Origin of the sequence: Mycolicibacterium vinylchloridicum (genome assembly GCF_013404075.1) — a bacterium.
Lineage (GTDB): Bacteria > Actinomycetota > Actinomycetes > Mycobacteriales > Mycobacteriaceae > Mycobacterium > Mycobacterium vinylchloridicum.
Genome location: NZ_JACBJQ010000023.1, coordinates 85499 through 96753 on the forward strand (window position 1 = coordinate 85499; position 11255 = coordinate 96753).

General features: G+C 61.9%; 11 protein-coding genes. 8 read left to right on the forward strand and 3 right to left on the reverse strand.

The features are described from left to right. Positions 1-28: 28 nt before the first annotated feature. The 3 genes from nusG to rplA all read left to right on the forward strand — a co-directional run bounded on the left by nusG (position 29) and on the right by rplA (position 2054). Entirely contained in the window at positions 29-814 is a 786-nt protein-coding gene (nusG, locus tag HPC46_RS19880; protein ID WP_179473008.1) for a transcription termination/antitermination protein NusG, read from the forward strand. Between the two features lie 37 nt (positions 815-851). Then, a complete protein-coding gene (gene rplK / locus HPC46_RS19885) occupies positions 852-1280 on the forward strand; it encodes a 50S ribosomal protein L11 (protein WP_179473010.1) in 429 nt (142 codons plus the stop codon). Between the two features lie 63 nt (positions 1281-1343). Next, entirely contained in the window at positions 1344-2054 is a 711-nt protein-coding gene (gene rplA / locus HPC46_RS19890; RefSeq protein WP_179473012.1) for a 50S ribosomal protein L1, read from the forward strand. Positions 2055-2102: 48 nt separating this feature from the next. Here the strand turns inward: rplA and HPC46_RS19895 are convergent, their stop codons facing one another. Beyond that, complete coding sequence (locus HPC46_RS19895; protein ID WP_325096712.1) at positions 2103-3155, reverse strand: endonuclease/exonuclease/phosphatase family protein; 1053 nt, start codon at positions 3153-3155, stop codon at positions 2103-2105. After that, a complete protein-coding gene (locus HPC46_RS19900) occupies positions 3152-4150 on the reverse strand; it encodes an endonuclease/exonuclease/phosphatase family protein (RefSeq protein ID WP_179473014.1) in 999 nt (332 codons plus the stop codon). The genes HPC46_RS19895 and HPC46_RS19900 overlap by 4 nt, the downstream gene beginning before the upstream one ends. A 303-nt stretch (positions 4151-4453) precedes the next feature. Between HPC46_RS19900 and HPC46_RS19905 the strand changes: the two genes are divergently transcribed. Beyond that, positions 4454-4954 carry a hypothetical protein gene (locus HPC46_RS19905; RefSeq protein ID WP_179473016.1) on the forward strand — a complete coding sequence of 167 codons (501 nt, stop codon included), beginning with the start codon at positions 4454-4456 and terminating at the stop codon, positions 4952-4954. A 103-nt stretch (positions 4955-5057) separates the two neighbouring features. Here the strand turns inward: HPC46_RS19905 and HPC46_RS36050 are convergent, their stop codons facing one another. Then, entirely contained in the window at positions 5058-5576 is a 519-nt protein-coding gene (locus tag HPC46_RS36050) for an arsenate reductase/protein-tyrosine-phosphatase family protein (RefSeq protein WP_456320166.1), read from the reverse strand. A gap of 259 nt (positions 5577-5835) precedes the next feature. Here HPC46_RS36050 and HPC46_RS19915 point away from each other — a divergent pair, with 259 nt between their 5' ends. From HPC46_RS19915 to HPC46_RS19930, 4 genes are all read left to right on the forward strand, one after another. Next, entirely contained in the window at positions 5836-7002 is a 1167-nt protein-coding gene (locus HPC46_RS19915; protein ID WP_179473020.1) for an acylneuraminate cytidylyltransferase, read from the forward strand. 109 nt (positions 7003-7111) lie between these two features. Next, positions 7112-8122: a polysialyltransferase family glycosyltransferase gene (locus tag HPC46_RS19920; protein ID WP_179473022.1), complete on the forward strand. Its 1011-nt coding sequence runs from the start codon at positions 7112-7114 to the stop codon at positions 8120-8122. 149 nt (positions 8123-8271) lie between these two features. Beyond that, a complete protein-coding gene (locus tag HPC46_RS19925; RefSeq protein ID WP_179473024.1) occupies positions 8272-9609 on the forward strand; it encodes a DUF6418 domain-containing protein in 1338 nt (445 codons plus the stop codon). 67 nt (positions 9610-9676) lie between these two features. Then, positions 9677-10915 carry a lipopolysaccharide biosynthesis protein gene (locus tag HPC46_RS19930; protein ID WP_179473026.1) on the forward strand — a complete coding sequence of 413 codons (1239 nt, stop codon included), beginning with the start codon at positions 9677-9679 and terminating at the stop codon, positions 10913-10915. Positions 10916-11255 lie beyond the last annotated feature (340 nt).

An 11255-nucleotide genomic window follows, 5' to 3' on the forward strand; every position in this document is an offset into this window, starting at 1 on the left:
ACGCTGACGTTTTAGAGAGGACTGACTAGTGACAACCCCCGAAGGCGATACGCCCACGGGTGAGGGCATCGACGTCATCGACGACGCCGCTTCGGCGGCCGTAGACGTCGAAGAGGCCACACCTGAGCTCGAGGCGGCGCCTGACGCTGACGCGACGCAAGCCGCCGGCGAGAGTGCCGACGAGGAGCTCGATCCGGCCGCCGCGCTCAAGGCGGAGCTGCGCAGCAAGCCGGGCGACTGGTATGTCATTCACAGCTACGCCGGTTACGAGAACAAGGTGAAGGCCAATCTCGAGACCCGTGTGCAGAACCTCGACGTCGGCGACTACATCTTCCAGGTCGAGGTGCCGACCGAAGAGGTCACCGAGATCAAGAACGGCCAGCGCAAGCAGGTCAATCGCAAGGTGTTGCCGGGTTACATCCTGGTCCGGATGGATCTGACCGACGACTCGTGGGCCGCCGTGCGCAACACCCCCGGCGTGACCGGGTTCGTCGGCGCGACGTCGCGGCCGACGTCGCTGTCGCTCGATGACGTCGTGAAGTTCCTGCTGCCGCAGGGCGCGGCGAAGAAGCCCGGCAAGGCGGCCGCATCAGCGGCGTCTGCTGCTTCCTCCGAGGCCACGCTGGAACGCCCGGAGATACTGGTGGACTTCGAGGTGGGCGAGTCGGTCACCGTCATGGACGGCCCGTTCGCGACGCTGCCGGCCTCGATCAGCGAGGTCAACGCCGAGCAGCAGAAACTCAAGGTGCTGGTGTCCATCTTCGGCCGCGAGACACCCGTCGAACTGACCTTCACGCAGGTCGCCAAGATCTGATCGCTGTCCGCGATCGCTAGAAAGGAAACAACCCCCAATGGCCCCGAAGAAAAAGGTCGTCGGGCTGATCAAGCTGCAGATCCAGGCCGGGCAGGCCAACCCCGCCCCGCCGGTCGGCCCTGCGCTCGGCCAGCACGGCGTCAACATCATGGAGTTCTGCAAGGCGTACAACGCCGCGACCGAGAACCAGCGCGGCAACGTCATCCCCGTGGAGATCAGCGTCTACGAGGACCGCAGCTTCACCTTCCAGCTGAAGACCCCGCCTGCCGCCCGGCTGCTGCTCAAGGCCGCCGGTATCCAGAAGGGTTCGGCCGAGCCGCACAAGACCAAGGTGGCGAAGGTCAGCTGGGATCAGGTGCGCGAGATCGCTGAGACCAAGAAGGAAGATCTCAACGCCAACGACATCGACCAGGCTGCCAAGATCATCGCCGGCACCGCCCGGTCGATGGGCATCACTGTCGAGTAAATCGACTCCGTGGGAGAGCCCGCTTCGGCTCGCAACCACAACCTCTGAATCTAGGAGACACCAATGAGCAAGACCAGCAAGGCATATCGCGAAGCCGCCGAGAAGGTGGACCGCACCAAGCTCTACACCCCGCTCGAGGCGGCCAAGCTCGCCAAGGAGACCTCGTCGAAGAAGCAGGACGCGACCGTCGAGGTGGCGATCCGGCTCGGCGTCGATCCGCGCAAGGCCGACCAGATGGTCCGCGGCACGGTCAACCTGCCCAACGGCACGGGTAAGACCGCGCGCGTCGCCGTCTTCGCGGTGGGGGAGAAGGCCGAGCAGGCCAAGGAAGCCGGTGCGGACATCGTCGGCAGTGACGACCTGATCGAGCAGATCCAGGGCGGCATGCTCGACTTCGACGCCGCGATCGCCACGCCTGACCAGATGGCCAAGGTCGGTCGCATCGCCCGCGTGCTGGGCCCGCGCGGTCTGATGCCGAACCCCAAGACCGGCACCGTCACCCCCGACGTCGCCAAGGCTGTCACCGACATCAAGGGCGGCAAGATCAACTTCCGCGTCGACAAGCAGGCCAACCTGCACTTCGTGATCGGCAAAGCGTCCTTCGACGAGAAGAAGCTGGCCGAGAACTACGGCGCCGCGCTCGACGAGGTGCTGCGGGCCAAGCCGTCGTCCTCCAAGGGCCGCTACCTGAAGAAGATCACCGTCTCGACGACCACCGGCCCGGGTATCCCGGTCGACCCGGCTGTCGTGCGGAACTTCACCGAAGAGGCGTAAGGCTTTTCGACCGGTGGCCACCTACTGCGGTAGGTGGCCATTTGTCGTTCAGGATGCGGTCGGATCGACCGGTACCCGCACCGTGGCGAGCAGGGCGCGGTGATCGGAACCCGGGACCTCGATGGTCCGCACCGACGAGGCGGTCGCATTCCGGGTCAGGACGTGGTCGATGGTGAGCACCGGCGGAAACCGCCGGTTCGAGGGAAACGTCGGCGCAAATCCAGATCCGCTCTCCTGCACCGCATCTCGATAACCATTGGTGAGCAGATCCCGGAACTGGCGCATGTCCGGTGTGCTGTTGTAGTCGCCGCCGATGATCACCGCGGCCGAACCGGCCGTCTTGGCGAAGCTGTCCAATTGCACCTTCGCGCCGGCCATTCCGCCGCGCCAGTCGGCGATGGTGTTCGCTTCGCCTGCCACGGGGGAGTAGACGTGGACACTGGCCAGCAGGGGCTCGAAGCGCAGGCCGGGTACCTCTAGCCGGGCCGCGGGGATGCTGACCCGGCGGTGCCGAGGTTCGGAGAGCACCGTGAGGGGGTACCGGCTCCACATGCCGATCCCGCCTGCGCCCGGTGCCGGGATGAGATGTGAGTAGGGGAACGTCTTGTCGATCCCTGTCTGTCGGAGGCGTTGCACTTCCTCGGGTGTCAGTTCGGCGACGGTGATCACGTCGGCGTTGTGCTCGGCCAGGTCGACCAGGAACGTGGGATCGGCGTTGCCGTGGCGCAGATTTGACGAGAGCACCCGAATGTCTTGATAGGCAGCGATATCCGGCGGGCGCCCGAGGTAGTACCACGAGATCTGGACCGCCAGGGTGGCCGTGAGCACCAGGACGGCGAAGACCGCGAGAATGCGTCGGCGGCAGGACGCGGCCACGACGAATCCCGCGAGCGCGACCAGCGATACGTACGGCGAACCCACGGCCAGAATCAGGCTCGGTAGGTTCGCGATCGGTTGGGTGCGCGCGGTCAGGGCCAGGATGGCGAGCAGGAGGGCAGCGACGGCCAGGGCCGTCAACAGGCCGATACGGATCTTGCGTGACAAGAGAAGTCGGTCCTTCCCGTGCGCCGCGTCGCTGGCACGGTACCAGGCGACCGTCACTCCTCGTTCGACGGCTGAGGGACGCTCGGAACGCGCACGGTCGTCAGGAGCGCTCGATGGTCTGAGCCAGGGACGGTTACGGCGCTCAGCGATGTGGCGGTGGCTCCTCTGGTGAGGATGTGGTCGATCTCCAAAGCCGGCGGCAGCCACGAATCGGCGGGGAATGTTGGTATGAACCCCGCTCCGGTTTGATCGGCGGCGTCCAGGTAGCCCTCGGTCAGCAGATCTCGGAACTGGTGCATGTCAGGTGTGCTGTTGAAGTCGCCCGCGATGATCACCGCAGCTTGGTCTGCAACGGCGGCAAAATCATCGAGGACCGACTTGGCGTCGGCAATGCTGATTTCCCAACCGTCGACGGTGTCGCGCCGGGATGCCACCGGAGAAAAGACATGGACGCTGGCGACCAGAGGTTCGAGGTGGACGCTAGGAATTCGCAGGCGCGCAGCCGCAATCGCGAAATGACGATGATTTCCGGGTGACACCCCGTCGAGTGGGTATCGGCTCCACAGGCCGATGCCCCCTGCGCCGGGCGCAGGGATGAGCAGCGAATACGGAAACGCCTCACGGATACCAGCGTGGGAAAGGCCTTCAACAGCTTCGGGTGTCAACTCCGACACGGCGACCACGTCGGCGTTCTCTTCGGCCAACGCGACGAAGGGCGCCGGAACCGCCGCCCCTTTCCGCAGATTCGATGACAACACCCGAACGTCGGCGAATCGGCTGACTGAAGGCCGCGTGAACTTGTAGCGGGGGATCTGGATCGCCGCAGTTGCGGTCAGCACCAAGACGGCGACGATCGCCAGGAGAGTGCGGCGAGACAGTGCCGCCAGGATCAGGCCGGCCAAGGCGGCGAACGGGGCGTAGGGCGACCCAGCTGCCACCACAACGCCCAGCAAGTTGGAGATTGGTTGGGTGCGTGCGGCAAGCGTGAGGGTGGCGAAAAGAAGGCTGGCGACGGCGAGCAGCATGACGAGCGCCCTCACCTTGCCAGTCATCAACCGGCACGTCCTCCCTGGGTGCCTTCGAATGACCGCAGGCTATCAGGTGGGCGGGATTTGCGCAGGTCGGCGCAATTTTGAGGGGTAATACGGAGCTGTCCGGCTGCCACTGAGTACCGCGTTCATCCTGCATGCGGCAGTCGAATTCGTTAGCGCTGGTATCGGTTCGGCATGACGGTTTGGGATGTCAGACGCAGGGCCGGCACGCTATGCTTTCGGCGCGGGCCACGGCGGGCAGAGACCTGCCCACGGCATTTTTCTGGGGGGAAGATGAAGAGATTCCTTTGCATCGGTGTCGGCATGATCGTGAGCTTGGTCGCGCTGTTTGGGACTCTGGGGATCGGCTTGGCGACGGCGAAGCCGCCGTACTACGGTATGACCTACGCAAAGGTCTCGGAAACGCTCGCGGGTAGTGGCCAGACGGCGGCCATCGCGACGGTTATTGGTAGCCAGTTGCCGACTGACGACTGCATCGTGATTAATGCGTACAAGTCTTTCACTCTCAATGGCAGCGGTCGCAATGCGCACAACGGAACGTGGATGGTCTCGCTGGATTGCAATAATCCTGTTGCGCAACCTGGTAAGCCAGGCAACTCGGTGTCGACCGCTGAAGGCAAGAAGTGGAAGTCGTGGGACACCCAGGCTGAGCTGATCAACAAGAATGTCACCAAAGCGTTGGGCGACGGCAGCGTTCCTTCCTGCGGGAAGAGCGCACAGGCTGGAAAGAACTGTCTGGCCCTGTGCACAAAGACTCAGCTGTGCTCAGCCGAGGTTCTCAATTACCTGCAAAGCCTGGTGTAACGGTCGTCAACTGCATCTGAGCCACGGAAGCTCGGGGAGCGCTGCCGATAGTTGAGTGTTGTGCTGCGCTGTGAAGAGTATTGAGCTGGTTCACCTGTCGGCGCTATTTCTCGCGGCAGAGCTCGAGGATCGGGGGCAGGAGTACTGCGATCTGCGAGCCGACCTGTGCAAAGACGTCTGAGCTTTGGCCGATGGGGTCCGGGACGTCCGACAACTCACAGGGGGCGAGCTGGGATCGCAGGGTTGCGAGGTCTAGCACCGTTCGCGCGTCGAACTCGGATGCGAGTCGGGAGGCCTCTGTCAGCATGAAGGTCCTGCGTAGTTTGTGCGGAGCGAGTTCCAGAACAGCGTCCCGGTGTGTGCTTGTCATGGTGAGAATGAGGTCGGCTTCCGACGCCATTCGCGGTTTGAGCTGTCGCGCAGCGAAATTGGATGCGTCGGCATCTAACGTCTCCAGGACGGCAGCTGCCTCCTCGTGGACGGGATGCCCGATTACCGCGCGAGTTCCCGCACTGGATGCGGTGAAGTCCGCGATCTTGAAGCGAGCGGCGTAGGCGGCAGCCAGGCGCTCCGCGGAGGGAGACCGGCAGATATTCCCAGTGCAAACGAATAGAACGTGCAGAGCTGCCCTCCATGCCTCAGTGAGCCCCGCAATCAGCGATACCACTGCACGTGCTCGAATCAATGCCATTATCCGGGTACGGTCGCGCCGTCGCCATAGAGGTGGCCCGAAATGGTGGATCGATGCACCTCGCGCATCGGCCGAACGGGACCCGGGTTTGGGATTTAAGCTAGGTGCCTGCAGCTTCATCCGGATTGAAGCGCAATGAGCGGAGCGCCGCTCTGCCAGGTAGGCAGATGTGGAAGATGGCGGGGGTTACATGCCGGAGGTTCTTGCTGTTATTCCCGCGCGTGGCGGGTCCAAGTCACTGCCACGGAAGAATGTGCGGCCGCTGGGCGGGATCCCGCTGATCGCGCACACGATCCGCGCTGCGCAGGCTGCGGACTTGGTGACGCGGGTAGTCGTCTCTACCGAAGATGCTGAAATCGCGTCGATCGCACGGAGCTTTGGCGCCGACGTCATCGATCGCCCGGTGGAGTTGGCTAGCGATGAAGCCAGCTCGGAGTCTGCGTTGCTTCATGCGCTGGACTATCTCGACACGGCGGAGGGATACCGGCCCGATATTCTCTGTTTTTTGCAATGCACGTCGCCCTTGACGGCTTCCGAAGACATCGACAACGTGCTGTCGACGATGATCGAAGCCGGCGCCGAGACAGCGCTGGCGGTGACGCGGTTCCACTATTTCGTGTGGCGTCAAGACCACGAAGGCAGTGCCGTTGGAGTGAACCACGACAAGGCCGTTCGGCTGCGTCGCCAGGATCGGCACCGCGAGTTCCTCGAGACCGGCGCCGTCTACGCAATGCTCGCTGACGGATTTCGAGTGGCACGGCATCGTTTCTTCGGCCGAACCGTGGTTCACGAGATGCCGGCTTCTCGTGTACTCGAAATCGACGATCCTGAAGACTTCGTCCTCGCTACCCAGCGTTTGGATGCCGACAGGATGCGAGCTCCGATTTTGCCGTCCCCGGTGCACGGCATCGCGTTCGACTTCGACGGCGTGTTCACCGACGACCTGGTATCCGTCGATGAGCATGGCACCGAATCTGTGCGCTGCTCTCGTCGGGACGGGATGGGTATCGAAATGTTGCGCGCCGCCGGCATACCCATGGTGGTGATCTCCAAGGAGCGCAACCCCGTGGTGGCTCGACGGTGCGAGAAGTTGCGCCTGGAATACCGCCAAGGACAAGACGATAAGCGCGGCGTGCTCAAGCTCTGGCTTGAGGAAAGCAAACTCGATGCCCAGCACGTAATCTACGTGGGCAACGATGTGAACGACCTCGAATGCATGGCTGCGGTGGGATGCGCCGTTGCTCCCGCCGACGCGCATCCGCACGCGCTGGCGGCAGCATCAGTCGTTCTGCGTTCAGGAGGGGGCAGGGGTGCGATCCGCGAGTTGGCGGACATGATCCTGGGAGGGGCCGCATGATCATCGAGCACGGTATTCCATGCCACGGCAGTCGGCGGCGGCCGATGTCAGCGGTGTTGCAGAGGTCGTATCTCGCAGATGCGTGTCACCATGCGAGCGAGAGAGCACGATGATTCGCGCTCTCGCCATCGTCAACAACCACATATCGCTCAACATGTTGCTTGCCGATCTCGCGGCGCGGGATATTGCGCTAGCGGAGACGTGGTTGATCGGGACCCGCCAGATGGACCTTCCGGATGGTTTCGGCGGCGTGCTCGAGTATCCCGCGAAGCACGAAATGGGACTGCTCGGACAGCGTCGTTTCATTCGCTTCTATCACCAAGCGACGCAAATCATCAACCGCGAACTCGCCTCCCCGGCGCTTCGGCACATATACGTCATCAACAACGATAATTTGCTCACCAGCCATTTGCTTGAAACGTCATTGCGTGACGGACGCGAAGTGACCGTCGTCGTCGAAGGCCTGATGAACTTCCTCGATTCGGGGGTTCACAATCTCGATTCCTGGCGACTGAGAATCAAGCCACTGCTCACCCGCCTCCTCGGCTTGCGTTATGTCACACCAGTTGGGCATCAGTCGGGCGCCTTTCACCCCGCGGTGACCCGCGTCGTCAGCTTTTCCCGCGACGGTCTGCGGGCACCGCCTGAAAAGGTCGTGCTGCGGCGCTGGCCGATCGAAGCCGCGTCTGCCGCGCCGCCGGATCCTGATGTCGGACTGGTCGTCCACACCGCATTGGCGCGGTTCATGACTGATGACGAGTATCGGGTTTTCGCGGAGGGGTACGCCGGCTGGATCGCCGCGCAGAACTTTCGCCGTCTCTACGCCAAGCGGCACCCACGCAGCGAGGACCCGCTACTCGAGTCGCTCCTGCCGCCGCATGAGGTGATTGATGACGATCGGCCGATCGAGGATATGGCCGGTGACATTACCGCCGGCGTCGTGATCGGGCCTGGCACGACGCCGCTCGTGACGTTGAAGCTCATGCGGCCGGAGTTGCGCTGCATAGACTTCGGTGCCGACTACTATGTGCCGATCGTCTATCAGGGTGGAGTCGGAGCCGCGCCATTGTTCGAGGCGGCCGGCGTGGAACGGATATCTTTCACCGAGGCTGCGAAGTGATGCGGCGGCACCGAAGATATTCACCGGAGCCTGCAAGCGGGACTGGTCCGTGCTACCACGTGATTCGGCGGCACTCCACCGCTGCGGCTTGGTGTTAAGGTGATGCCCGAGGCGGGAGTCCCGGTGGCGGGACGAGGGGGAGCAGCGGCATGAACCTGTGGGAGGTCATGCCCGCGCTGAGTATCCTGATAGTGGGTACCGCACTCTATATATGGATCTGTTTGCGCTTCCCCCCCGCTATTCTGCTGGGCGTCATCGCCTACTCGATGATTACGAAATCTGCCAGCGTTGCCTATATTGAGTCAGTCCAAGTCTATCTGATTGAAGTGGGGATGATTTCTCGGTCGATAGGGGCCACTCCCCGGCAGATCCTCTACAGCATCTTCATGTTCAGCATTGCCTTGGCCGTAATCCACTGGGTGGCCAGATGGAAGCAGCCGGAAATCTCATTGGCTATCTCTAAGTTTGGCAATGCAGAATTCAATCGAGAACTAAGACTGACGCTCATGGTGAGCGCGACGCTACTCGGCGTGCAAACTGCAAATGCGCTCCTTTCGCCGCCCTATGGAATTCCGGGATCCGGCGTGGATCGGCAACAGTTCTGGGCCAATATCCGATTTCCGGCGGTCGCAGATCTTGTGGGAGTTCTGGTTTTCTTCGTACCTGCGATCGCGGGCGTCGCTTTGGCGTATGGCAAGGTTACAAAGCAGCAATACTATCGGCGCTTCAGTACTTTGTTGATGGTCGCCTACGGGATCTACTTTATTCTCACCGGCGCGCGCGTGAACGGACCACTGACCGCACTGTTCATTTGGCTCAGTTCCTACTGGATCGTCCTCTGGGCATGTGGCGTCAAGCTCTATGTCAGGCGTATGGGCTTGGTAATTCTAGGGGTCAGTGCCGTGTTCCTGGTCGCCGGTTACCTCGAGATCGCCGATCGAGGAATAACGAAGATGACGGGCAGCGCGTGGAACGGCTTGCTGTACCGGGTTTTCGCTTTGCAGGGCAATGTGTCTTTCGCGGCCGATGTGCTGACCAGTGAAGGTGAAAGTCATGCCCCTTCATTGCTCATGGCGAACATGGCGACGACGGAGCATACGTATATGCCTTCGAATCTTGCCGCCGCGTATGTCAGTAAGGGGGTGAACCTGGTTGGATCATTACCGGGAAATTCGACGCTCGTGTTCGGCTATTGGGTCGGGCTCGTGCCCATGGCAATTTTCGCGATCGTGTTGGGATTGATAGTCAGCTTCTACCTGTACATCGTACTCACGGGCCGTTTCTTGCTGGTGTTACCGGCTTCATATATGTGTCTGTGGGCCTACAACGCCGAGGCTCAAGGCTCGTTCGGAAATTTCTTCACTTACAAGTTCTATCTTTTCGTCGCTTTGGTGATCATCGCGATGCTGGTTTCCAAGGGTTCGGCGCGGCAACGCCGCGGCCCGAGGTCAGCGGCGACCCCGAAGCCCACACCAGCGAGACGCTGATGCTCGATCGCGAAGGCGCTGCGGTTGACCCCCGGGGTTGCCGAGTTTTCCAAGGCGCGACAGGGGCATGATCAAGAAGCGTTCTGACAACACGCGAAGAAGCCTCTTGTCTGCTCTGATGCTGCGAGGCATAGCGCTGGGCGGACGCTTCGTCTTCGTGATCTTCGCGGCGAAGTACATGCTGCCGCAGGACTTCGGCCGGTTCGGGCTGCTTTCGGGGCTCACTCTGCTCATACCGGCGCTGGTAGCACTCGAGGCTTACCAGGTGTTGCTCCGCCGGATCTTGCAGGAGCCCGAACTCGCTCCAGAGACACGGCGGTTCTATGCCGTTTTCGTGCTGGCCGGGTCGGTGGTCTCGGCCACCATCGGCGCTCTCACGTTACTGGCATTCGGTTGGTCCACAAACGAAGTTGTTCTCGGCGCAATTGTCTTGGCGCTTGAGCACATTGGCTTGGAGACCGCTCGTAACCTGGTGAATGAGCGGCTGCCCTCACTCTCGGTGTTGAGCGTCGCCCTGCGCACCGGCGTCTGGGGGGTCGCCATACCGGCCCTGTTCTTCATTGGCTTCATTCCGGCACCCTGGACATTTGAGACGGTGCTCTGGTTCTGGATCGCCGGCGGTGTCGGAGCTGCGCTTGCGGGCACACCGATATGGCGATTGTTCCGTCCGCACCGCCACGACCTCCATCTTCGGCGCGGCTGGGGGTCGCTCAACGAGGTGATCAGCCGAAGTTGGATGTGGGTGTTGTACACCGCCAGCTTGCGGTCTATTGAAACGGGCGGTCGTTTTGTCTGCGCGTGGATGATCTCCGACGCGGCGGCGGGACGGTTCACCTTTGTGTCAATGCTTGCCTCCCTCAGCTATGTCGCGCAAAAAGGCGTGGTCGAACCGATCTACTACCCCCGGCTGAGTGGATTGGATGCGACCGAAGAGACGCATCGTGAATTTCGTCGCATGAATTGGGCGGTAATCATTGGGGGCACGGTGTGCTCGATACTCGGTCTGGCAGCGAGCGCCTGGATCACCAAGGTGGCTCCGCAGAGAGTGGAAATAGTGAGCTTCGGCCTATTGTGTCTGGCTTTCGCGTGTCTCAGCCTGGCCCAACCGGCGCATTACCGCTTGTACCGTTCCCACAAGGACCGGGCAATCATGACAACTGCCCTGGCGGGAGGCGCTTCGATGGTGCTTGCGTCTGTTGTCGGCACATGGTTTTGGGGCATTGCCGGAACGTCCGGAGGCGTTTTCCTTGGGGCGCTCATCCTGCTGGTTCTCAAAGATCACGCCGCCAGAGCACTGATGCGGTGACCTTCGCTTCGGCTGTTGTGCGCACCTTTGGCGGTCACACGGTTGTGGAGGGCGTAATGACCGAGTCGGCCGGTTGCGATCGCTGCACAACTGTGCGACGCCGGACCTTGGGGAGATGTGGGGGCGACTAGGTGGAGGGTTTCATCGATGCTGATCGTTGTGTCGATGTGCTTTGTTTGCGGTTCTCGGATTCGGGTTGATGAGGCTGCGCATGAGGAATGATCAAGACTTGTGGATCTGGGAGGGCGTGCCTTCCCGCAAATATGATCCCGGTAGTCACTTGATCAAGTCAGCGTTGCAGCGCTGGCGGAAAGGCACGCTTCGTGCTCACGGTAGTCAA